Annotated in this window: 18 protein-coding genes, 2 other RNA genes and 1 pseudogene; 4 read left to right on the top strand and 17 right to left on the bottom strand. The window is 42.4% G+C overall.

What is annotated here, in order from left to right; all coding sequences use genetic code 11:
• Positions 1-6: 6 nt before the first annotated feature.
• Genes MKY64_RS26380 through MKY64_RS26390 form a run of 3 tightly spaced genes read right to left on the bottom strand, consistent with a single transcriptional unit; the run spans position 7 to position 3,420 of the window.
• Positions 7-1,548: a DUF3502 domain-containing protein gene (locus tag MKY64_RS26380; RefSeq protein ID WP_036726291.1), complete on the bottom strand. Its 1,542-nt coding sequence runs from the start codon at positions 1,546-1,548 to the stop codon at positions 7-9.
• A 38-nt stretch (positions 1,549-1,586) separates the two neighbouring features.
• Positions 1,587-2,471, bottom strand: coding sequence for a carbohydrate ABC transporter permease (locus MKY64_RS26385; protein ID WP_036726289.1), 885 nt, complete (start codon positions 2,469-2,471; stop codon positions 1,587-1,589).
• A gap of 10 nt (positions 2,472-2,481) precedes the next feature.
• Complete coding sequence (locus MKY64_RS26390) at positions 2,482-3,420, bottom strand: ABC transporter permease (protein WP_036726287.1); 939 nt, start codon at positions 3,418-3,420, stop codon at positions 2,482-2,484.
• Between the two features lie 255 nt (positions 3,421-3,675).
• Here MKY64_RS26390 and MKY64_RS26395 point away from each other — a divergent pair, with 255 nt between their 5' ends.
• Positions 3,676-6,006 carry a helix-turn-helix domain-containing protein gene (locus tag MKY64_RS26395; RefSeq protein ID WP_340956822.1) on the top strand — a complete coding sequence of 777 codons (2,331 nt, stop codon included), beginning with the start codon at positions 3,676-3,678 and terminating at the stop codon, positions 6,004-6,006.
• 97 nt (positions 6,007-6,103) lie between these two features.
• Here MKY64_RS26395 and MKY64_RS26400 read toward each other — a convergent pair whose 3' ends face one another.
• The 5 genes from MKY64_RS26400 to MKY64_RS26420 all read right to left on the bottom strand — a co-directional run bounded on the left by MKY64_RS26400 (position 6,104) and on the right by MKY64_RS26420 (position 10,435).
• A complete protein-coding gene (locus MKY64_RS26400; RefSeq protein ID WP_340956825.1) occupies positions 6,104-7,021 on the bottom strand; it encodes a VOC family protein in 918 nt (305 codons plus the stop codon).
• Positions 7,022-7,157: 136 nt separating this feature from the next.
• The gene (locus MKY64_RS26405; protein WP_340958174.1) at positions 7,158-7,535 is read right to left on the bottom strand and encodes a DUF6155 family protein; all 378 of its coding nucleotides are present in this window, start codon (positions 7,533-7,535) and stop codon (positions 7,158-7,160) included.
• A 161-nt stretch (positions 7,536-7,696) separates the two neighbouring features.
• Complete coding sequence (locus MKY64_RS26410) at positions 7,697-8,206, bottom strand: hypothetical protein (protein WP_340956827.1); 510 nt, start codon at positions 8,204-8,206, stop codon at positions 7,697-7,699.
• Complete coding sequence (locus MKY64_RS26415; RefSeq protein ID WP_076077106.1) at positions 8,193-8,954, bottom strand: hypothetical protein; 762 nt, start codon at positions 8,952-8,954, stop codon at positions 8,193-8,195. The genes MKY64_RS26410 and MKY64_RS26415 overlap by 14 nt, the downstream gene beginning before the upstream one ends.
• A 227-nt stretch (positions 8,955-9,181) precedes the next feature.
• Positions 9,182-10,435, bottom strand: coding sequence for a mechanosensitive ion channel family protein (locus MKY64_RS26420; RefSeq protein ID WP_339315022.1), 1,254 nt, complete (start codon positions 10,433-10,435; stop codon positions 9,182-9,184).
• Between the two features lie 129 nt (positions 10,436-10,564).
• Between MKY64_RS26420 and MKY64_RS26425 the strand changes: the two genes are divergently transcribed.
• Positions 10,565-11,131: a TetR/AcrR family transcriptional regulator gene (locus tag MKY64_RS26425; RefSeq protein ID WP_340956830.1), complete on the top strand. Its 567-nt coding sequence runs from the start codon at positions 10,565-10,567 to the stop codon at positions 11,129-11,131.
• A 58-nt stretch (positions 11,132-11,189) separates the two neighbouring features.
• The gene (locus MKY64_RS26430; protein ID WP_340956832.1) at positions 11,190-13,031 is read left to right on the top strand and encodes an alpha/beta fold hydrolase; all 1,842 of its coding nucleotides are present in this window, start codon (positions 11,190-11,192) and stop codon (positions 13,029-13,031) included.
• 68 nt (positions 13,032-13,099) lie between these two features.
• Here the strand turns inward: MKY64_RS26430 and MKY64_RS26435 are convergent, their stop codons facing one another.
• The 4 genes and pseudogenes from MKY64_RS26435 to MKY64_RS26450 all read right to left on the bottom strand — a co-directional run bounded on the left by MKY64_RS26435 (position 13,100) and on the right by MKY64_RS26450 (position 16,238).
• The gene (locus tag MKY64_RS26435) at positions 13,100-13,885 is read right to left on the bottom strand and encodes a nucleotidyltransferase domain-containing protein (protein WP_340956835.1); all 786 of its coding nucleotides are present in this window, start codon (positions 13,883-13,885) and stop codon (positions 13,100-13,102) included.
• 190 nt (positions 13,886-14,075) lie between these two features.
• Positions 14,076-14,402: pseudogene (locus MKY64_RS26440) on the bottom strand (Rpn family recombination-promoting nuclease/putative transposase); the annotation flags it as partial.
• Between the two features lie 104 nt (positions 14,403-14,506).
• Positions 14,507-14,855: a transfer-messenger RNA gene (gene ssrA, locus MKY64_RS26445) on the bottom strand.
• The gene (locus MKY64_RS26450) at positions 14,832-16,238 is read right to left on the bottom strand and encodes a hypothetical protein (protein WP_339252812.1); all 1,407 of its coding nucleotides are present in this window, start codon (positions 16,236-16,238) and stop codon (positions 14,832-14,834) included. The genes ssrA (MKY64_RS26445) and MKY64_RS26450 overlap by 24 nt, the downstream gene beginning before the upstream one ends.
• Before the next feature lie 499 nt (positions 16,239-16,737).
• Here MKY64_RS26450 and MKY64_RS26455 point away from each other — a divergent pair, with 499 nt between their 5' ends.
• Positions 16,738-19,098 (top strand): S8 family peptidase, encoded by a 2,361-nt coding sequence (locus MKY64_RS26455; RefSeq protein WP_339252810.1) that lies wholly within the window; start codon positions 16,738-16,740, stop codon positions 19,096-19,098.
• A 34-nt stretch (positions 19,099-19,132) separates the two neighbouring features.
• Here MKY64_RS26455 and MKY64_RS26460 read toward each other — a convergent pair whose 3' ends face one another.
• The 5 genes from MKY64_RS26460 to smpB form a co-directional block, all read right to left on the bottom strand.
• Positions 19,133-20,137, bottom strand: coding sequence for an AAA family ATPase (locus MKY64_RS26460; RefSeq protein WP_339252808.1), 1,005 nt, complete (start codon positions 20,135-20,137; stop codon positions 19,133-19,135).
• A gap of 389 nt (positions 20,138-20,526) precedes the next feature.
• Positions 20,527-21,477 carry a hypothetical protein gene (locus MKY64_RS26465; protein ID WP_340956839.1) on the bottom strand — a complete coding sequence of 317 codons (951 nt, stop codon included), beginning with the start codon at positions 21,475-21,477 and terminating at the stop codon, positions 20,527-20,529.
• A gap of 267 nt (positions 21,478-21,744) precedes the next feature.
• On the bottom strand, positions 21,745-22,344 hold the full coding sequence (locus MKY64_RS26470; protein WP_340956840.1) for a DUF4145 domain-containing protein: 600 nt from the start codon (positions 22,342-22,344) through the stop codon (positions 21,745-21,747).
• A gap of 280 nt (positions 22,345-22,624) precedes the next feature.
• Positions 22,625-22,989: a transfer-messenger RNA gene (gene ssrA, locus MKY64_RS26475) on the bottom strand.
• A gap of 202 nt (positions 22,990-23,191) precedes the next feature.
• On the bottom strand, positions 23,192-23,671 hold the full coding sequence (gene smpB, locus MKY64_RS26480; RefSeq protein WP_036690100.1) for an SsrA-binding protein SmpB: 480 nt from the start codon (positions 23,669-23,671) through the stop codon (positions 23,192-23,194).
• Between the last annotated feature and the right edge of the window lie 126 nt (positions 23,672-23,797).

Genomic DNA, 23,797 nt, shown 5'->3' on the forward strand with positions numbered 1-23,797 from the left:
GTACGGTTATTTCCCGGAAGTAACGGCATCAATCTGGGCCTGGATTTCATCGATTACTTTTTGCCCGCCGAGACTTGCCATCTTATCCTCCATCGTTTTCTTTCCTTCTGCCGCAGGGATCAGGCCTTGGCTTAGCGGCAAGAAGATCGAATCGTGCAGCGGCGTGATTTTGGCATATTCCGTCTTTACCTTCTCGGCGTTGAAGTTGAAGCCTGCGATTGGACTAAGCGTAAAATTGGACGTCTTGGTCGAGAAGTCGAACCACTTCTTGTCATCTTGCATCATGGTGTCAGGTGTACGATTCAGCGTCGGCCGCCAGGTCAGCACATAACCAGGGAAGGTATAGCCGGACAGCGCCTTATAGCTCGAATCGCCGACAGGCTCCCAGTCCTTTCCTTGAATGCCGTATTCCATCAGATCATGGTTCTCCTTAATCGACAGCCAGTTCACTACATCCATAGTGACATCGGAATGCTTGGAGGTCGTCGGGATACACAGGAAGTTCCATTGCTGATAAGCCGTATAAGGCTTAGCCTGCTCCCCGTTCGGTATGAAAATCTCCAGCTTGTCGCTGCCGTCCTTCAGCATTTCCGAATATTTCAGCCCTTCGACCCCATCGGCTGCATAGTAGGTCGCCGCATATTTACCTTGCTTGAACAGCGTCTCGGCATTTTGCTCCTGGGCAATATTTTTGGAGATAATTCCATCCTTATAGTATTTGGTAACGCGATCATAAGCATCGGCAATTGTCGGGCTCTCCCATTGGCCAATGACCTTCTTATCCTTGATCGAATACGAGAACATGTTGACCCCAATCTCCAGTACTTCATCCTGCGCCAGATTCGCGGAGTTACTCAGGATGAATGGCAGCTTATCGGCCTTAATTCCGTTAATGACAAAAGGCTTAATGTCTTTCTCATTTTCCTTGACTGCATACAGGAATTTCTCCAGATCATCGAGGGTCTTCAGCTCGGGAAGCCCGTATTTCTCGCGTAAATCCTTACGGATCAGTACGCCATACAGCTGGCCTTGGGTGGTGCCGAGCGGAATCCCCATAATTTTGCCGCCGAATTTGTTGTACTCCCACATTTCCTCCGGAATGGACGCCTTCAGCTCAGGCCGTGCAGCCACTGCCGCATCCAGCTCCGTCAACGATTTACTCTCGATCATCTGGTTCATGGACAGCCAAGGGGCATCCAGATACATATCGAACTCTTCCCCGGCAGACATCTTCACGGATACCGCATTCCCGTAGTCGGTCCAAGGCATGAAGTTGATATTCAGCGCGGCTCCGATATTATCCTTTTTCAGCTTGTCGTTGACTGCCTGCAGCACAGCATCGAACCCCGCAGGTTTATCTCCCGGGAAATAAGCCTTCAGCGTCACTACTTCTTTGGCAGCAGGCGCTGCCCCCTCTGAACTGGACGGGGAATTCGTAGAATTCGCCGTATTGCCTTCATTCTTCGCATTGCCCCCGCAGCCTGCCAGCACCAGTGACGACACCAATACCGCTGTTGTTGCCGTGCCGAACCATTTTTTTAACCTCATCTCGTTACCCTCCTGTATCTATGGACAATCTGAATGGCTTACCCTTTTACAGCACCAACCGTTAGACCTTTGACAAAATATTTCTGAAGCATCGGATACAGCAGCACAATCGGGCCGATGGTCAGAACCGTGGTCGCCATCCGCACCCCGTACGTCGGTGGGGTCACTGCAATCGCAGCACCGGAAGGAATCAGGTTCCTGGCCGCTTCCATATTGGAGACCATCCGGCGCAGGATTAATTGCAGCGGGAATAACTTCTCATTATCGATGAACATCAGTCCCATGAACCAGTCATTCCAGAAGCTCAGCGCATAGAAGAGGCCGACAGAAGCCAGAATCGGCTTGGAGATCGGAATCATAATCTGGAAGAACACTCTCATCTCATTCGCTCCGTCGATTCTGGCGGCTTCCTCCAGCTCCTCAGGTATGGTGCGGAAGAAGCTGACGAGCAGGAAGACGAGGAATGGCTGGCATAACATCGTCAGTATGAGCACCCAGATCGTATTCTGCAAATGCAGCCACTGGCTGACTACAATATAGAACGGAATGATCCCTCCCGAGAAGAGCATCGGCAAGTAGCAAAAAAACAGAAAGGGCGTTTGCAGAACATTCCGTTTATTCGCCAGTGAATAGCCGAGCATGGCGGAAATGCACAGGGCGCTTAAGGCCCCGACAACCGTGATGAACAGGGTAACGCCATAGCCGTTGAAAAGAACATCTGATTGCAAAACCGCCTTATAAGCGGCCAGCGATAATTTTTGCGGGAATAAGGTATAGCCGTGTGCTATCAGCTCCTCCTCATCCGTAAAGGAACCGGCAATCATCAGCAGAAAAGGGAACAGACAAAATAAAGTAAACAGCAAAATGAACGTATGGGCGAATGCCGTAAAGGTGCGGTCCGCTGCGCTATGTTTCTGTATCATAGTACCTCTCCTAGAATAAAGCAGATTCTTTGGATACCCTGCGGGTTACCCAGTTGGCAGCAATGACGAAAATCAGACCCATAATGGACTGGAACAGGCCCACTGCCGAAGACATGCCAAAATCGTGCAGCTGCCGCATGGAGCGGAAGACAAAGGTATCAATGACGTCGGTAGTCGGATACAGCATCGAGTTGTCTCCAATGATGGCATAGATCATCGCAAAGTCCCCGTTGAAAATTTTGCCCACGGCCAGCAGCGTCATGATCATGATCGTCGGAACCAGCAGCGGCAGCGTAATACGCGTCACAATCTGCAGTTTAGAAGCCCCGTCGATGCGGGCTGCCTCATATAGATCCTCCGATATGCCCGTAATGGCGGCCAGGAAAATAATCGAGAGATAACCGGCCCCTTGCCACACCCGGATCACCGTCAGAATATAAGGCCAGAGACTTGACTCAAACATCCAGTTGACCGGCTCCATGCCGATATTTTGCAGCCAGACATTAATCATGGGCTCTTCCCCGCCGAATAAGGATTGGACAATCATCCCGATCACAATCCAGGACATGAAATAAGGCAGGAAAATAAGCGATTGCGATATCCGTTTGAAATACTTATTGCGGATCTCATTGAACATGAGCGCAATCAGAACGGCCGCCGCTGTCGTGAACACAATAAACAGCACGTTGAGTAGCAGTGTGTTCCGCAGAATTGTCCAGAAGTCATCTGATGTAAAAAAGTAATCGAAATTTTTAAACCCTACCCAGTCACTCCCCGTGATCCCCTTGGCAAAATCATAATCTTTGAAGGCAATCATAATCCCGTATATAGGAAAATAACTGAACACGAGGAAAAACAACAGCCCCGGTACAGCCATCACATACAGAAAAGGATTCTGCGTGATATGCCTCCATTTTGAACGTTTACCTGCGTTAAGCGGGTAGTTCATTTGTACATCCCCCCTTCCTCAAGACCGGTCATCGCCCCAAGAGCGTTCCGTAATCTATGCCGTCACCTTATCAAGTCCTTGCGTCCTGAGCAATTCCGAGAAACGCCAATCCTTCCCGCAAGTGCAGATTTACCGCCTTCCCAAAAACAACACTCTTCCGAAAACAAACGATTCGGCAGACGAAAATACCCGGTGTGCTATAATAAATCTACTTATAATGAGCCGGACAGTTATGATTACGGAGGTTCCAGAGCCATGAAATTCAGACAACCGTTCTTCGCCTCGCTGAAGCGGCACCCTACCTACATGAAGCTTATTTTTTACTTTGTCAGTGCGAACGTTCTGGTCTTAGGCATCTCCTTCGTACTGCTCTATGGGCAATCTTCCAAGACACTGCTGGAGGAAATCGGCGATCATTCGGAATCCCTCCTCGTGAACGGGGCCCGGAATACGTCACGGCTGATGGAATGGGCGCTTGATTTCAGCTTCTCCTCCAGTAATGACAGCACGCTTAAGGTGTATGCCCTTTCGGACCATTACAGCGATTTCGAGACCTATGAGGTATGGAGCCAATTGACGGACATTAAGAACGCCAACCCCTCCATTGATTCGGTCTACCTCATTAACGATTATACGAATACGGTCATTGACTCCAGACTTGGGTTAAATGATACCGCCGCTTTTTACGATCAGGATATTATTAAGCGCTTACGTGACCCGGAAACAGCGAACCACAGCGTGCTCATTCCGCGAACCTTGTCTCTCCCTCTTACCGGGAACACCCCCAAAGAAGTGATGACTATTGTCAGATTTTATGAAAAAGGCAGCTCCATCTCCGCATTCGTCATGAATGTGGATACTCAAAACCTGATGACCCTGCTGCAGAATAATTCAAACTTCGCGAGCCGGTCGATCACCGTGCTGAATGACCGGGACGAGACGATTTTTAGCAGCACGCCAATGAATCCGCAGCAGATTGCCGAGCTCAGAAGCCACGGAATGAAGGGAGCCAGCGGCTGGAAGCTATTTCAGCCACAGGATCAGGGGGAGAAGCTAGTGGTCTATGCCGACTCCTCCGTTAAGGGTATCCAGGATTGGACCTTCATTGAGATGATCCCGAAGTCCGCCATTCTGAATAAAATCACGGTCCTGCGCGACACCAGTCTGATCCTGTTCCTCGTCTTGTTCGCGGCCTCCCTGGCGGTGATTATTCTAATCTCCAAACGGGTGTACTCGCCCATTCAGGAGCTGATCAGCCGGGTCATGCGGCAGCATCAGGCGGAGAAGCCCGGCCTTGAGGCGAACGCCAATGAACTCGAATACTTATCGAGCGTTTTTACCTCGCAGCATAATCAGATTCACGAGCTTACCGAGCAATGGCGGCATAATAAATTTCTGGGCAGAGAGCGGTTCTTAAGGGATTTCCTCGGGGAGACGTACCATTCGGCAACGGAGATCCGCGCTCAATTCGTAGAATGGGGGATTGATCTGCCAAGCGATGAGTTGTCCGTAGCCATCTTCCGGATCGACCACTTCGCGGAATTCTCGGGAGTGTACCCGGAGAAGGACCGGCGCCTGCTCCGGTTCGCTATGTCCAATATCATTCAGGAGTCGCTGCAATCGTCCAGGCACAAGCTGCAGACCGTAGATATGGGAGACGACCACGTGGCTGTAGTCTTATCGGCTCCCTTGTCAGAGGAATTCGCGAAGGAGCTGCAAGTGGCAGGGCAGTTAATTCAGCAGTATTTGTCCGTAGGAACTACCATTGCCTGGGGCCGGACGTTGCCTGGCTTAACCGACATGCATGAGGTGTATCTGGAGACGTATGATCTGACGCAGGAGCGATTCCGGTTCGGACACCGGTCGCTCATTGTGAAGGAATGGCTGCCCGCTGCACCCGGGGAATTATATCATTTGCCTGTGAGCCAGGAGCGGCAGATCGCCCAGGCCATACTCAAGGGGGACGCCGCCGTCATTCTGGAGGTCTTACGCTCAGCGGTTGTGAAGCTGCGGGAACTGCCTTATTTTGAATGTAAAATGTCTCTGATTACCTTGTTCATGGACATCCGCCGGCTCATCCAGGAGCATTCCTCCCAGCCGCTGCCCAGCTCGTGGGGACTGACGTCCATTGAGAAACAGATCATTCGGCAGGAAACAATGGATAACGTCATGCCGTGGATGGAGGCCTTGATTACCCGAACACTCGAAGACATTGCGGCCGCCCGCAGCCAATCCAAGAATATCGCCCTGATCGGACAGGTGGACCAGTTCATCGAGAGTCATCTCACCGACCCGAATCTGTCGGCCACCATGCTGGCCGATCACCTGGGCTTGTCGGTCAATTATTTCCGCAGTCTGTACAAAGCAGAGACCACCCAGTCCATCACCGACAAAATATCCGAGAAGCGGCTGACGTTCATCTGCCAGGAGCTCATTGCCTCCGACTCGCCGATCGAGCCCATCGTGCAGCATTTCGGCTTCTCGTCCCTGAACACCTTCTATTCCAGCTTCAAAAAGGTGTACGGCATGACCCCGGCCCAGTACCGCAAGAAGTACCGGGCGGGGGATGGCGGGGGGAAGGTGTGAGGCAAGTGAAACCTATACATTCTTATATTTGCGCGCAAAGAAGCGATAAGGATTAGGTCCTTATCGCTTGTGTTGGTATTCCAGCAGGTTGCCGCTCTTATTCTCCCTTATAGGCCTTACGCAGCTCCGTAAGCTCGAACTTCTTCATCTGCAGAAAAGCCTTCGTCACACGCGCCAGCTGCTCCGGCGTGCCCTTCTTCATCATCTCATTCATCTCCGCAGGAATAATCTGCCAGGAGATACCGAAGGCATCCTTCAGCCAGCCGCATTGCTCGGCTTCAGGAACTGCAGACAGCTTGTCCCAGTAGTAGTCAATCTCTTCCTGAGAATCGCAGGATACCATGAAGGAGACCGCTTCATTGAAGCTGAACTGATGATTATGCGCACTGTCCATGACCGTGAACCACAGATTCTCCAGCATGAAGTCTGCGAACATAATCGTTCCTTCCTGATCGGGCGCAGAGCCTGCCGGGTAGCGGGTAAGAAGCCCTTGGCGCGAGTCCTTAAATACCGACAGATAGAAGGACATCGCCTCCTCCGCCTTCCCGCATTGATCCCCCACGAACAACAAGGAAGGAATAATCGCAGGCCGCTCCTCCCCTGCCGGATTCGTTAAAATCAGCTGCCAGGACACCCCATACTTGTCCTGAATCCAGCCGTACCGCTCACTGAACGGATACTTGCCAAGCGGCATCAAGGCGGTGCCGCCTTCCGATAACTTATCCCACACCTCATCTAATCTCTCTGCTGCATCCCGGTCGCGGGAGGGATCGAAATTAACAAAGAAGGAGACGGCCGGATTCAGCTTGAAATAAGGACCTCCGCTGATCGCCATGAACGGCTGCCCCCAGACCTCAAAAGAGACCTGACCCGCATCGCCGGAGGGCGTATCATGAATCGTGTTCACACTCGTAACCTTGGACTCCGGAAACACAGTAGCGTAAAAGCGGGCGGCTTCTGCCGCCTCCTTGTCATACCATAGATGCGGAACAATTCTCTGTCTGATGCTGGCCACAACGATTCCTCCTCAGCTTCTGTCCGTTCCGATCCAGGGACAGGGGCTTTAATTTGCTTTATTATACACTACAGGGAGGCTTCTTCATTCTTTATATTGGAAAACAATGCAGGGCCTCCGCCCTAGCTCGCACAGTCTAATCCTCTGTCTCTTCTTCTTCCTCCATGTGCCCTAAATAGTCATAATAGAATTCGACCATGGCATCTCCAATGCCCCAGCCAATGCCCTGACTACGTTCCGCCAACCTTCTGCTACGGTCGACGAATCTTTCCTCCAAATCATTCTTCACAATGTATTCCAATGCTTGTCTATAAATACTGGATACCGTCAGATAGAACCGCTCATCGATGTCTCCGTAAGCCCGGGTGAAGTCCACCCCGCACTCCACCGTGAACACCATAATTTCAGCAATCTGCTCCTTGTTGGCGGATACCTTACTGAAGTCCTTAATCGCCTTCTTAATAACGGGATAGCGCAGAACCTCTCCTCTGTCGCCAAATTGCTTCTCAATGATTCATAATTTCTTCAACAAGCTCTTCCTTCGTAAATTGGTTCAGATGCTTTTTGAGTGTTGTTTTTCTTAGTTTCGGCACTGGAGCACTCCTCTCTAGGGCTTTCAAGGTATACTATAACAACTTTATAGTACGGATTTCATCCTCACTTAGAGCAGTCTCTCTAATTATCGCCTTTATATTCGGTACCATTAATTATATAAGGCTCTACAAAATTAAACGCTTCTTCCAGAGTATGCACATCCCAATTCTCTTTTCTGTGCCTTCGATTACCAGGAATGTGATGATGGTGATGAGGTTCGGTTATCACCTTGAACTCTTCAGGCGTATCTGGTGAATCATGAGGATCATTCCCCCAAGCTGATATATGATGCAGACTGACGCCCATCTTTGGAATGATAATTTTCCAGCTATAAGTGTATCTTCGGACATAACCAGCATCGTCGTATGATTCTAGCGCATGTAAACCAGTAATGCCGTGTACAGGATGTTCTTTTAAAGGAAAAAGCACATCTAACTTATTTGTATTTCTCGTGTAATTACCATAGATACCTGAATTCCCTGGAACATTAGGATAAGTCTCAAGCAAATGACCGAATTGAGCTGTAATACTAAAAAGATTCGCGGGTAAGAGTTTTTTGAGAGCTAATTGCTCAATCTTACTTTGCGTCATTTGCACCTCCGCTGAGCTTCATAATTTCAGCTAATTCCTCTTCGAGGTCTAACCACCGATGGTAATCCGTTGGATCATCCATTTCATCACCATTGTAGTCTGCAAATGCCTCCTTAAACGTTTTACCTTTAAATTTTAGTTGAAGATCCATCAGTTCTAGAGCAATTTCCTTAGCTCGCTCCTCTTTTGACTGCTTACCCTTTTTCTTTTCCTGCGCTAGGATCTGCATACGTATACCATATATGGGATCTTTAAGAAGCTCTATGGCATACTTTGGGATTTTACGATGCTTTTCCGTATCAACACAGTCTAGTCCTTGTTTAATATATTTTTGCAAAGTGACCGTAGAAATATTTAAAGCAGCAGCTGCTTCAGATGGTGTCATAAGATAGTGTTCTACAAAAACAAATTCAATCTTTTCTCCGCCTAGCTGCATATACCAATGTTCAAAATCTATTTTGAGTTTCCCAAAATTCAAATCAGATGAGGGTAATTCCATTTTCGAAAAGCGACTAAGCCATTTAATTAAATTGCCTTTATGTTCTTCAGAAAAGAGATAGCTGGGCGTTAGACTCAAAGTCTGCATATCCATTTTAATCGCAGCAACCTTATCTGAAAAAGCAACCAAGAACGTTTTATAAATCATATTGAAGAGAAATTCAGTCTCCTTTTCAAGAATCCCTTCATTCTGTTCTTTATAGCCTATATTGATTTGTTGCTGGGTAAGATCGAAAAGAGCTTTACTCATAAGATTCATCTCCTTTATTCCCCCATTCTAACGCTAACTTTGTGATTTATCAATATCACTAATTATTAATTTATGATTATCGCTAACTATTTATGATAAGTTCATCCAAGACTATGCCATTATTAATATTATGAGTATAGGTAACACCATATAAACAACTGCAATCAATATAATTTCACATAAAAAAAGACCCCAAAGGGCCTTTTTTGATTCCATATAATCACACCTCAATATCCCGCCGAATATTCCCTACTTTCTTTTAAATTAACAATATCCTGGCCCGTCGGGTTCTGGAAAACGCGAAGTCCAAACAGAGGGATAATCGCAAAAATGTGATCAAAGATATCCGACTGGACGGACTCATACACACCCCAGGTGGTCTCATTGCTGAACGCATAAATTTCTAAAGGCAGTCCGCTGTCTCCTGGTGCTAACTGCCTGACAATGAGCGTCATATCCTTATGAATTTTGGGATGATTGCGCAGATATTCTTGGACATATTCCCGGAATACCCCGATATTCGTTAGCTGTCTTCCATTCACTTTGCTCTCCATATTGATATGATGTTCCGTATTATAGGCGTTAATTTCATCTAATCTTGTCAGGACATAATCGCTAAGATAGTGAACCTTTTGGAACTCCTCAATCATTTCTTTGGTACAAAAACATATGCTGCTTGTATCAATACAGACACTTCGTTTAATTCTTCTGCCCCCGGAGGCTTCCATCCCCCGCCAATTTTTAAAAGAGTCTGAGATCAGGGCATAGCTCGGAAGCATGGTAATGGTTTTATCGAAATTCATCACCTTTACCGTATTCAGCGTAATATCAATTACATTGCCGTCGGCATTATATTTAGGCATTTCAATCCAGTCGCCTACACGAACCATATCGTTAGAAGATAATTGAATACCTGCCACGAGGCCCAATATCGAATCTTTGAACACTAGCATCAGAACAGCGGATAAAGCGCCCAGTCCACTAAGCAGAATCAGCGGATTCTGACCCATGAGGTTAGAAATCACCACAATCGCACCAATAATATACAATATAATCTTCGCAACCTGAATGTAGCCTCTGATCGGCCTCATCTTGGACACTTCATACGTACGATAAATAGCATCGATGGCATCAAGCAGGGCATTAAACACCGTGATCGTTACAATAATCATATAAGCTAAGGCGAACTTTACAATGAAAGACTGATACAGCGGAAAAATAGGCGCGGCGTAATAAATGATAAAGGCCGGAGCGAGATGCGACAGCTTGTGAAATACTTTTTTCTCCAAAAAGATATTATCCCACGTATACCGGTTGTTATGAATGATATGGATGATGATCTTCAGTACGATTTTTTTGGCAACAAGATTAGCCACTATAGAGAGTAAAGCAATACATAAAACCATAATGATGTTCGAGAGATACACAACCATCTGCTCGCTCATTCCATATCCTGCTAGGTGCTCTTGTATAAAATTCATCATTTCCTCCTGACTGGGTGCATAGTAGCCTACAATTATAGAGGATAAATAGGTGTTATGCAAAAATAAAAATACTTGCAACGCTCCATTTAGTACTGTATTGTTCTACTCATGACAAAGGCAAAAATCATGAACCAAAAACGTGTGCTTGAAGTCGCGGCAGCCTTATTTTTAGAAAAGGGATTTGCTTATACCAGCATGGATGAATTAGTACGTGTAAGCAAAGTGTCCAAATCTAATGTGTATTATCACTTCGCGGATAAGGAAGAATTGTTAGCAGGGGTCGTTGATTATTGGATTGAAACGTATGAGCGGGCAATGGATCAAATCCTTTCTCAGAACCAGTTATCCGTTGAAGATCGTGTCCAGATGTTTTTAAAGCATTTAACGGAGGGAGTTCAGTCCAGAGAGTATAAGGGGAGCTGTCCGTTTATTACACTTTATATTCAAACTCCGGCACAAGCTACGCACATCAAGGAAAAAATAGGTCTCTTTTTCACAGGATTACAAATGAAAATCTCTCTATTACTACAACAAGGAGCAGAAAAAGGCGAGTTTAGAGAAACGATTCATATTGACGAGGTAGCAGCACTTTTTATAACGAATCTTGAAGGAGCGCTGTTTCTTGCAGAGACATTGAAGGATGCAACGGTGATCACGAGAACAGCCAGCCACTTTTTCAACTTGCTTCGATAAGAAGCATTTTTTTTACACAAAATTAGTACCAACAAGTACTAAAAGGAGCGCGGTTGATATGAGAACAATATTTTTAACAGGTGGAACAGGCTTTATCGGGAGGCAACTCGTGGAGGAGCTTCTTAAAGAGGAGGTTATGATTTTTCTTCTAGTGAGGTCGAAAAGTAAAGCAACACGTGTTTTTCAGGAAAAAGGGTTTTTCAACGAGACAGCTATGCACTTTATTGAAGGTGATTTGACGAACCCAGATTTAGGTCTAAGTGATGAAGATAAGAAGAAGGTACTGAGCACGGATGTTATTATTCACGCAGGCGGACAAATGGATATTCAAGCGACAACGCAAGAGGCAATCTCTGTATTTTTAAACGGTGCCAAGCATATCAGTGAATTCGCTAAACGTATCCATCAATTGAAGGGTTTGCAGCAATTTATTCATGTAGTTGGATATATGTCCCCCTTTGATGACCATAACAGCAAGGTTGCGATCGATGTGTTGAAAGAAGGATACGACTATCTGAAAATAAAAAATCCTTATGAAAGAACCAAATTTTTAGCAGATCTGTATATTCGCCAGCAGGCATCCGCAGTAGGCTATCCGCTGTCTGTGATTAATCCGCCAACTGTAGTCGGCAGCAGTACAACAGGGAGTACGGAGCAGGTAGCAGGCTTAGGCTTGCTTGTGGAGAGTATGCGAAGAGGGCTGATGCCAGTTATACCTGGAGGCAAGGGGTATAAATTACCGCTGATTGCAAACGATGCGCTGGCGAAGTTTATGGTTCAGGTTGTTAAGCTGGAGCAATCGTCTATTCAAACCTATACCCTTGTTCCAGACAAACAGCATGATCCAGATATAGCTGAGTTATTAGGTGTGATGTCAGAAAGTATGAATATGGCCGCACCTACAATCTCTGTGCCGCTTCGCTTCATGAAGGCACTTATGAACAGCGGGCTCAGTAAAATCACGCGAATTCCGACGGACGGGCTGAACTTTATTACAAATCGAACGTTCTCAAATGATCTGCCCAAAAAAGTCATGGGAGCAGAGTGGTTCAATAAGACGAGTGTTATGAATGTTTTCCCGGCCGTAGTCGCAGATTTGGATTATCGCTTGATGTACCCAAATAACCAGCATAATCATGTATTTGAACGAACCTTAATCGGAAACACTGTGATTCATCAGATACAAGGAGAGGGTAGGCCATTTATTTTATTCCACGGCTTGTTGAGTGATGGGGAGGATTTATTTCCTTTAGGTCTAGAGCTTCATGAACAAACGGGTCAACCTGTATGGATTCCGGATCTTCCAGGTTTAGGACGTTCCCCTTTTAAACATGAGAAGAATCTTATAGATCTCTATTTGAATGTAGTGAAGGAGTTATCAGGAAAAGCTGCTCAGGGCGCACATTGGATTGGCCATTCCTTCGGAGCGGTTATTCTGCTGGAAGCGTTAGCGCGAGAGTACTTGGATACGAAGAATACTATTACTTTACTTCAGCCACCTGTTACGAAGAAAAATCACAAATCGTTTAATGCTCCTCCATTGTTGAACAAATGGGCATTAAAGTTAGCAACGGCTAGTTCATTGGAACGTTATTTAATTGGCAATGGTCTGTTTGAAAATATAGAGGGCATTCCGAAATATTATATTGCCAAAGTACGCAGCAGCTTTACTTCGCCTAGAATTCTAAATACCACTCTTCAGCTCAACAGTTTCCTGTCGAAAAATTATCAGGGGGATTTCACCAAAGTACCGGGGTCTAATCTTCATATTATCTGGGGCGATAAAGATCGGCGCTATTCTACTCCAGTACAGCTTGGAAAGATTGACGTTGTTCCTTATGGTCATCATTTTCCTCTTAGCCATCCGACGGAGACGGCTTCTTATGTACTAGGAAATTAATACATCCACAGTAATGAAAAAAGACACCTGACGAGGTGTCTTCTGCTTTACTCCGTTAGCGGAACAGTTTATAAATCGAGAACCGGAACCGGTCCGTCCATCCAGTTCAGCTGGCTATCCATCATGAACTGAACCGTCCAATGATGCTCTGCCTGATACCAGTTATTAAATTCCACAATACTCTCGTACAGATTCTCGACAGCTTCCGGCGTTCGTTCTTCCAGTACCCGATGGATGTCCGCCAACAAATTCTCCGGCTTCTTTTGGGCCCCTTCCAGAACCTTTAAGAACCACTTATAAGAAGGGAACAGCGTTTCGTTGTGTACCAAAATCAGCCTACCTGCAAAAAAGGCATAGTGGGTCAAACAGTAGTCGATTAATAAACGATTGTTGCGTTTCAGTCCTTCGTAATAATACCATTTCCAGGTTTCGAATTGTGCATAGAACTTCTGCATGTTCTCTGCCTTTTTCTCCACCGGATATCGGGGAGCGTCTTGGACCAACTGTTCCAACCCCTCAATATTGGAATAGGTGACGAACGCATCCTGGAATGCGAACTTAGCAGGATCGCTGCCGGATTCGGCCACTTGCTTGATGTAGGAAGCGGATACAACCTTCCCGTCCACGTAACCGCCTTCATAAGAACAGGATTCCGTTTCGAAATACCCAAGATTATGGATGGAACAAGCTTTCTTGTAATCCTCTTCAGAAAGAACGATCATAATGTCGATATCAGAGGTTTCGCCAGCAAAACCATGCGCTACGGAACCCCCGATGATGATCCCTTGTACGTCGGGTCTGGCTTTAAGCTTGTTGGTGATGGCATCAATGGCAGCTTGATGATGGGGATACATAATACATCCACTCCAATTAAATTAATATAAACATTAATTAGTAAGCAAATACATTAATCATAAGGTAATAATATTCTACTTTTGAAATTCCCGCAATCCCCCGAATAAATCAATCGTCACCCCTAATAAAGGAAGGCATCGTTAGTAACAAAAAAAGGGAGCACCCTCACATTGGATGCTCCCACATTTTTTACTTCCTCAAAGCATTGATCTCCTGCTCCGTTAACCCAGTGGCCTTTACAATAATCGATATGTCTAGATTCAGGTCAAGCATGTTCTTAGCCACCTTCTTTATACCTGCCATTTCCGCACTACCCAGCATCGACGCTTCATCATGCAGATATTTCTGTCTAGCTTCATACAACCGTCTGGCCTCTGAATCCTGACTCAAATACTGCAAAGTATCCATCGCCTTTTTCAAACCCGGTTCATTCATCTTCAGCACCTCCAGGAAATGAACTTCAATATCGTTGATTAAGGATATTCCTGTCCGGTCTTCCCGCAGAAGACATACGTTTCGCTATCAGCTACATTCGTTATTATTATAGCAATTTTCAAGTGAACTTAATCTTAAAGGGAAACGAAAAAAGACACTGATTAAGGTGTCTTTACTGATACTCCATATGGAGCAGAGGGGAGTCGAACCCCTGTCCGAAGATAACGGCACATAAGCTTCTACGAGTGTAGTTACAGTTTTGATGTCACCCTAGAAGCCCCCCGTAACCGGGTCCTCTTCGGGTCAGCCTGATTATCTTCTTCTGCTGACCCCAGGAGGAGACCAGACAGCGTATCCCACTACTTGTTAGCCCCTATCCCTGTCACATGGGCGATGCAGGGTAGAAGCACGCACACAGGTTATTAAGCTGCGAAAGCGTAGTTGTTTTGTTGTTTGCCGTTTAATAGGCTTTAGCGTTGATGAAGCGGACGCGTCCCCACTACTCGCTACTCATAATTCTAATGTTTTTAGAACATGAACTCTTATCCAATTAATTATTGCTTTTCTCAATATGTTCCTGGATTTAACAAACTTATCTCTTAAATTGAAGTATTCATTTTGAAAAGTTACATCTAAACTAAGAGCAAATTCTTGAAAGAAAAACTCGCCTGAATGAAAATGCCCTGACCTTACATTTCCATATAAGAAGTCACACAATTTTTTATCATAGTCTTCATTTAAATATTTCATCATGAACGAACTGAAAGACAGTTTCTCATTTTCACATTTAGTTAATGCTTCTACTGAGGATACCATGTATGAAATCATAAGTGTTGCTTCTTTTCCCCCAGCAGTATGAGAAAGATTATATAGTCTACATGAATTCTTAAAAGCTTCATATTTATTGATATCCTCAACTTTTAATCTGTCCAAAGACTTATAAAATTGACGAATATTCTTCGGAATTTTTAAAGCTAAACCATAACAAGCCGTTTCATCAATATCTTCAGAATAATACTCTCGCATATCAATAGTAGGATTAGTTATTCTATAGTTTAAAAAGGTTTTTTCTAGATTTTCATTCATTACTTTATCATTATTGAGAATCATTGTTGAATTAAAATTAAAATTATCATCTACAAAACCTACATTAAAATAGGAGGGCACTTCAACTGCTTGATAGTCTAACCTATGTCTCAGACCATTCATATTATCCATTACACGTATATCCAACTCACTATCATAAAATGATTCTCTTTGAAACTCACCTATTAGACCATTATTGCTTTTTCGTGTGTAATGAGCAAATTTAGAATCAAACACATAAAAACCTGTATCAATTAATACGGATAAAAAGGATGTGAAATCTCTGGCAATATTGTATGCTTTTGAACGGGCTTGACTGAGTGAGCTAGCCTCTACCTCAACATCAATGCATATTATTCTCTCAGCTATTGTATTTTTTTGTTTTTCATTAAACAAAGGCTTAAATTTGACTTTTCCTCCCCATGTTATTACATACTCACCTTTAAAACCTATATCATGGATGATTGAATAGTACAGTCTCACTGTATATTTAGCTTTTTTATCACCATAATCGTTGATTGTAATAGGATAATACAATTCGCTTAAAAAGTAATGATCTAGATCGTACGAATTTATCATTTCATCATGAGAATAAATAATCATTTTATGCAACTGTTTCATGCTACCATTGCTTAAAATATAGACATCAACATTAATCCGAGCTTCAGCTTCTTTAATCCTGTCTACAAAGCTAAATTTGTAAACATCAAAGTCATCAATATATTCATGAATAACCTCTAATTGCTTTTTCTTCTGAAACTCATTTTTTAGATACTCATCTAGTACGGAATTGTTGATTGGTATTTCGAGTTTTTTTTCAACTTTATTCATACTCTTCCCCCATAGTCCTGTTCAGCATTGAGTTTGATAGTTTCCCAGTCAATATCAAGTCCAGATATACGAAAGGTCTTTCCTTCCAACTATGCTATCCACTGCTCATTTTCATATTACGAAAATTATGTACCACTCTGATTGCCTACAGCTCAAGATGGTGGATTTTCACCCTGAATACTAATGCGAAGCTCGGCCGACAAAAGTAACGATTTACTGGAATTAGATATACCAATATTCCCATACCATGAATTGACTGTCAAAACATTTTGTCAGCTAATACATATAAAAGTTCTTCAGATATCTTTGCAACCAGCAATTGATCACGATATGAATGTTACACTTTCCGACGCCATTTACCTTATACATCATTAAAACTTGCAACAGTCACAAAATAGATAGTACTACCAGTACATTGAAACGTATGTTCTGAAGGACTTTGTAACCAATTGTCGTATTTTGTATATATAAAAAATAATGGTAAATGAGAGTGATCCCTGTGAATAATCATAATCATCTTAGTTTAGTTAAAGAAAATATTGACTTTAACAGTCAAGGCCGACAAGATAAACGCCCTGACCGTATTATTATTCCAAAATTACATGGTGCTAAATTAAGAACTAATTTTAGTCAGCAACAAAACGAATATAATAAAACAAAGAAGTTTGGTGAAGACTTCATTTTCAGAGTAATTAAAGATAACGACAAGCCAGTTAACTACAGTAAAATAGGTCTTATCCTCCTTGCTGAACCAAATAAAAAAGAAGCTATTGTACAAGTTGAAAATCCTATAGTTTTCAACTCTCACTTATCCGATTTTATAGCTGAGAAACTAGCAACCAAAAGAGTTATGAATTATTCTGAATTTGCTAACCTTGAGGAATTTGTTTTTCAAACTCCAGAAGAAAAAACAGGACCATTGTTAAAGGCTATGGTAGTTGACAATATGGCAGAATACACACTAGATGTCCAATTATATGCGGATTCCGATGACATAAAATCCCTTCATCAGAAAATGATTTCTTTTAAGGATTATTTGAAATCCTTAGAATCTCGGGTAATTGATGATGTTATTATGTCCTGCTTGATGCTTATTAAAATTTCAATTAAAGGCGCGCTAATTAGAACATTATTGGAGCATAAAAACGTATATTATGCCGACTTACCCCAACAATCCATTTATGAACAGGGAAAATTTCAAAATATTGATATTGCAACAATTCCGAAGATTAAAAAACCTGGCCTAGATACTCCTTTTGTTGCTGTTATCGATAGTGGAATACTACCTACTCATCCGCTACTACAAGACACGGTGTACGAGTCTGAAGCATTTGGTGGAATTACAACACCATTCGATGAGAATGGTCACGGCACCATGGTAGCAGGAATTGTTCTTTACGGAGATGTATACGAAGCATTAAATTCCTCTAAACCTCTTGAGCCAGAGATACGCTTATTAAATGGAAGAGTAACTGACCAACACAATAAATTCCCAGATGAAAAAATACTTGTTTCAGTAGTTCAAGAAGCTATAGAGTACTTTGCATCTGACGAATTTAATTGTAAGATATTCAATTTATCATTAGGAGATGATCGTTTTCCCTATCAACAAAATAGTAAGATGGATGCATGGAGTTTTTCTTTAGATTATTTAAACTATAAATTTAATATAGCTACAGTTGTATCTAGCGGCAACTATTATCCTATCAATGATGGTGCCACTGTGATGAACAATTATGTTGATTATTTATTGAATGATCAAGATGCAGCAATAATTCCCCCTGGTATATCAGTAAGCTCACTTACTATAGGTTCAAAAATTCATAATGTTGGTGGAAACGGTTTACGGACGATTCCCGTAGGCGAAAAGGGAATAATCTCCCCATTTTCAAGAACAGGCCACGGATACAATAAATCGATAAAACCCGAGTCTACAGCTAATGGTGGTACCTATGTTTTTAATACGTTGACTAAGAAGATTAACTCTCAAGATTCATCTCTTGGAGTGTTATCTTCCAGTCTCTTTAACAATGGTTCCTGGTTTGAAGTACGTCATGGAACTAGTTTTGCTGCTCCTTATATTAGCCATCTTTTAGGGAAGATAAAAAAAGAAATCCCCACTGCAAAAGGAAATCTCTTACGAGCCTTACTCATCAATTCATCTGATTGTTCTACTTTAAGCAATGAATATATTGAACAAAAATACTCTAGTTCAAAACCTGCACAAATCAAAGAACTTCAGCAGCGTATAAATGGATATGGGGATATTAGAGAAAAATATTTAACTCGATCATACGATAACCTTGTAACTATGTATCATGAAGGTGACATAGGGATCGGAAAGATAAATATCTTCGAGATACCCATTCCAGATGAAGTATATTCTTCTAAAGGTGCTTGTAAAATAAATATTTCTTTAGCATATAATCCTCCATGTAGGGATTCAAGAATAGACTATATGGGGGTTAAAATGTCATTTGGCTTATATCGTGGACTTGATTTAGATGATGTTACAAAATACACCTGTAAGCCTGACGATGATGAATTTGAAAAAAGCACTCTACCCGAGGACAAAAAGGGATGTAAATGTAAGATGGATCCTGCCATAGCTTCTACTGCTAGGGGCACACTTTTGAAAAGTACACATAAGCTAATTAATAATGCAAAGGCACAACGTGTTTATGGAGACACTTATTATTTGGTAGTAAAGTGTACAAAGAAATGGCTCCAGGAGGAGGGGTTTCAACCTTTTGCAGTTGTTGTATCTATAGAACACAGCAATCAAGAAGTTAATATTTATAATTCAATACAAACAAGAATTCAAAACAGACAACGTTCACAAACAAGAACACGTGTTTAAAATGAAAGGAGATGCGGAAAAATTCCGCATCTCTTTACATTAATGCGTTGTATATTTCATACCTACTTTTGTATTTTTCAATCTCCTCTAATATAAGTGATTCTGATAATTGATTATATCGCATAATAATTGCCTTCTTTATAGAGGTGACACAGATACGTTCAATATCAGCATGCGAAAAACCAATTAACATCTTTGAAAGTTGATCAGTATCTATTCTTGCATGCGGATAACGATTTAAATTCCGATTTAACAAATCCTTAATTTGAGACTCATTAGGCAAAGGAAACAACAATACATCATCAAAACGTCTCCATATGGCTGGGTCTAATAACGATTGGTGATTAGTAGCAGCTATTATTATACTGTCTCCTTGAAAACTATCTAGCAACTGTAAAAAGGTATTTACTACTCTCTTTAACTCACCATGTTCATCTATTGAATCACGTTTTTTGGCAATAGCATCAAATTCATCAAAAAATAAAATCCAATTACCACTTGATGCAAAGTCAAAGATTTTTCTTAGATTACTGGCTGTTTCTCCAAGATACGAAGAAATCACACTATCGAATCTAGTATATAAAATTGGTATATTCAATTCACCTGAGATAGCTTTTGCAGTCACCGTTTTACCACATCCAGGGGGGCCACAAAATAGAAATTTGTTTTTACTCGATAAACCATAGGCCGACAGGACATCACTTTCTTCAAACTCTTTTACTAACTCATAGAGTGATTGGAGAATTGAATCGTTAAGAACGAGATTATCAAAGTTTGTCTGAGATTGATTCATTTCAAGCAACAAATTATTAGAATCTTTATCCTTAGGCAATAAATGAAAGTGATTAACTGTTGTTTGTTTTAATGGTTTTGCTTCAAAACCAGGCGAATCTAATATTTTTTGTAATTCCCCAGCCAATTGCGCATGACTTTTAATCTTTTCATCTTCAATAATTGCTTCTGCGATTTGCTTAAATGTGTCCATATTTCCATCTTTAACACTTTGAAATAACTTCTTGAGATGCGCCCCTTTGGCCATCTATTATCACACCGCTTCATATAAACTTTGTTTTAATATAGCATATCTTTATCATTTTAACTCTTTTTATAATTTCTATACCCATAGTTGTTTAGAGCACAACATCAAAGGCATAGAATTTAAAGCATAACAATTAATTAAATTTCATAATATAAACCCTGCCAATCATTATTAAAAAAAAAGTATTATTAGAGTGTTTCCTGAATCATATTATATTCTTCCAAAAAGTATTCACAAAAGACTCCTTAAACATTCCAATTCTATTCTATATGAAAACTTGTTGTCGGTTCCCTTTATGTTTCTAGGGCATCGGAATTATGTATATTTTCAAGCTCTCTCAAAAATCTATACTTGATGATCGTCCCAACACTACGACACGTAGTTGAGGACTATAAACCTAATCTAAAATCTTCAATCCGTTGCTTAATAACTTCTTCAGGACTATTTCCATTCTTCTTCAGCAACAACATTTGCTCGTAATCAGAATCATCAATAAATATAATTAATTTGGATTGTGCCATCCACACTTCTCGTTGAGTGTGTATTGCAGCTTCTTTTGCCCCTTTTCTGGTTGAAATAATTCCAAACATTCCTGGACCATAGGCTTTTAAGTAGTTAATCATTTGTAGTACACAGTTTTTGGTTATTTTTTCAGAGTAGTTCTTGGGGTCAATTACAATAAAATCTGCCCCGTATCTATTGGCCATAAACTTCCAAAATCCTGATTCGCAATAATTTGCCATGATTATGTCTCTTCTATTTGCCTTAGCAGTATCTGAATGCTCTACAATTGGCTTGCCGAGGTCTGGACAAAATAGGTGCTCAAATATAGATGTACAAACCTTCTGATACGAACTCCAATTTGATTTTCCAGGAACGCATGACCTCAAAATCCGCATTAGCACATCTTCAATGGTATCTTTAAGGTGTACAGACATTAGTAACTCTTTAAGCTCACAGGACTCGATCATTCTTAATTGTTGCGTAAATAACGCAGCAATTTTATTCAAATCCCAAACTTCAAGCCACTTAAGATCGCTAATCCTGTCCATCTGCATTGCAGTCAACTCACCTGGAAATGCCAGAACTCTCTTCTTAAAAGTAGGATTTTGATAATGCAGTAATTTTTTAATCACTTCATCAAGTCTACGTTCAGAAAAAGTTGAGGCTGCTTTGCATTCAATCAACAAAGTTTCCCCGTTAAAATCTGCTTTTATATCTGCATTTTCAGTATTAACCTCATGCTGGACATTGCTAAAACTTCCATGACACCTCATCATTCTAAGCAACTCATATTCGAATATAAATCCCTTAACCTGAGAACCTTCATGAATACCCAATATTATACCGCCCCCCATCCATACACTTTTAAATGCTTTGTCTTGTTATCATAAAAAACATCGTATCCAATCCTCAGTAATAGGCGATCTGTCAAGTTTGAGTTCTTCGAGCTTTTCAATTTCACAAATATTACTTCTTTATCCAAGTTGTTATCGAAGTAGCCGCCTTTACTAATGACCTTGTAACATCAGCCCCCCTTGAATGAACTATAATTATTAATTAAAAAAACCACTTACTATTCCCTACCCTACATAGTTAATGTTTAGTCACTCAATGGCTCTCCTCTTCATAAAGTCCTCAAACTTATTTCTTAGTACATACACATAATCACATATTGCTATTGCAAAATCTAAGAGGTCAGAAGCATCTATTTTACTTATTTTCACATCAGAAGCATGAGCTCCAATATTCCGATGAATTCGCAGAGCATTTCCCCATTCATAAATCCTCTTATCAATTATCTCACGCTCTAATAGTTCCTTAAGACCTCCGAAGATATTTGAACTGCTAGCATTAAAATCCTTACAGATGGCTTCTACCGCTCTTCCGCACATAACAGCACAAGCTAAATATGCACTGCCTTTAAAACATTTTTCAGCCTCATCCAATGAAAAGCTTACAGCTTCAGGCAAATCCCAAGACCATTCTCTTTTAGGATCAGGCCATAACCTAACAGCATGACTCCATTCATATTCTTCATTTCCTATTTGCCAAAGTTCTGTTCGAGCTAGCAATGAGCACTTGCAAACTGGACATTCTAAAAGTACTCGCTTCGACGGATTCTCTTCATAGTCCTTATACGTTTCATGCTCACCTTTTATAATGCCATCTACTTTGGAATTACAATATGGACATTCAACTATCATATCCTTTCCCCCGTTTCCTGCTGTCACAGCCTACATCTGTAGTTCTACAATATTTGTAAAATTTCCTGCTTTATTAACAAGGAAAGCGCATAAAGGGACTTGGCTTGAGAAAATTTTCATTTTAATGCTCTAGTGGATTAATTATAAGGAGACTCATGCTATTCATGGCCAGCACTTCTCACAAACCCAGTATTATCAAGCATTTCAACCACAATGCACCCCTAATTATCTCCTGAAAACATGAAAAAAGAGTACCAATTAAGGTACTCTCTCATACTCCATATGGAGCCGAGGGGAGTCGAACCCCTGTCCGAAGATAACGGCACATAAGCTTCTACGAGTGTAGTTACAGTTTTGATGTCACCCTAGAAGCCCCCCGTAACCGGGTCCCCTTCGGGTCAGCCTGATTATCTTCTTCAGCTCACCCCAGGCGGAGATGAGACAGCGTATTCCACTATTTGTTAGCCCCTAGCCCTGTCACATGGACGATGCAGAGTAGAAGCACGCACACAGTTTCTTAGGCTGCGAAAGCGTAGTTGTTTTGTTGTTTGCCGTTTAATAGGCTTTAGCGTTGATGAAGCGGACGCGTCCCCACTACTCGCTACTCATGCTCGAACTATCCCCGTCGAATCCAAGAACGGCCCCTCATTAGAAAGGGCGCTTCGGATGAACGGATCAATCACAAGCACAAATGCTGATCCGGTACACAGCGATCTGACTTAAGATGGCTGTTCAGAAGCAAAAAATCTACTTACCCAGTATAGCACATTTATCAACACTTTAACACGTGGGTTAAAGGAATTGAAGGTTGAATCTGGAACCACTTCGACGCAGGTGCATAGTCCGTCTATCTGGCGACCTTCTGCTTGTCACGCAGTACACGCTGGATATCACGCTGTGCGTCACGCTTCGCGGCGGAATCCCGTTTGTCGTATTCCTTCTTACCTTTACCCAGACCAATCAGCAGCTTGGCATAGCCATTACGCACATAAATCTTAAGCGGCACAATGGTGAAGCCATCCCGTTTGGACGAGCCCAGCAGCTTGTGTATCTGCTCCTTATGCATAAGCAGCTTACGTGTGCGCGTAGGATCGGTAGGATTGGCGCGGTTTCCCTGTTCAAAAGGACTAATATGCATGTTGTGGATATGAATCTCGCCATTGCGGATCGTAGCGAACGCATCCCCTATGTTGGCGCGGCCATTACGCAGCGATTTGATCTCTGTTCCTGTAAGAACCAAACCAGCTTCGTAGGTGTCCTCAATAAAATAGTCATGGGAAGCTTTTTTGTTCTGGGCGAGCACTTTCCCGTCTGCTTTTTTACCCATGAGCGTCACTCCTTGAATCGAATTGCCGGTAATCCTTCACGGACACCAGGTCTATATTGTATCAAAAGCCGAGCTGCCAACGCAAGGAAGGATCGCTCTATGCCGCGGTCGTGTGAAGCTTGATTC

The sequence above is a fragment of the Paenibacillus sp. FSL R7-0210 genome, from assembly GCF_038009085.1.
Classification (GTDB): Bacteria; Bacillota; Bacilli; order Paenibacillales; family Paenibacillaceae; genus Paenibacillus_AQ; species Paenibacillus_AQ silagei.